This window comes from Glycomyces sp. L485, assembly GCF_022548875.1.
Taxonomy (GTDB): Bacteria; Actinomycetota; Actinomycetes; order Mycobacteriales; family Micromonosporaceae; genus Glycomyces.
This window is the reverse complement of record NZ_JAKZEW010000134.1, coordinates 1-231: the sequence shown is the minus strand read 5'-3', so window position 1 is coordinate 231 and position 231 is coordinate 1. Positions and strand designations below refer to the sequence as shown.

Annotated in this window: 1 protein-coding gene; it reads right to left on the bottom strand. The window is 64.5% G+C overall.

What is annotated here, in order from left to right; translation table 11 throughout:
* Nucleotides 1–231, bottom strand: a 231-nt coding sequence (locus L0U85_RS20270) for a zinc ribbon domain-containing protein (protein WP_277606111.1), incomplete at both ends; no start/stop codon positions are given.

Genomic DNA, 231 nt, shown 5'->3' with positions numbered 1-231 from the left:
GGTCTGACGTCTCCTCCAGAGGCGTTTAGGGTGTCCGAGTGTCCCTCGGCCACCATGCGTTTGCCTTCACGGCGAATGTTTATCTCGGCGTTCTGGTCCCGGTCATGGACCGCCCCGCATCCGCACGCCCACGTGCGGACTTTCAAGCCCGCCAGGCCGCTCGGCCCGTCCAGGACCCCGCATGATGAGCACAACCGGGTGGACGGGAAGAACTGGTCGACCTTGACGAAC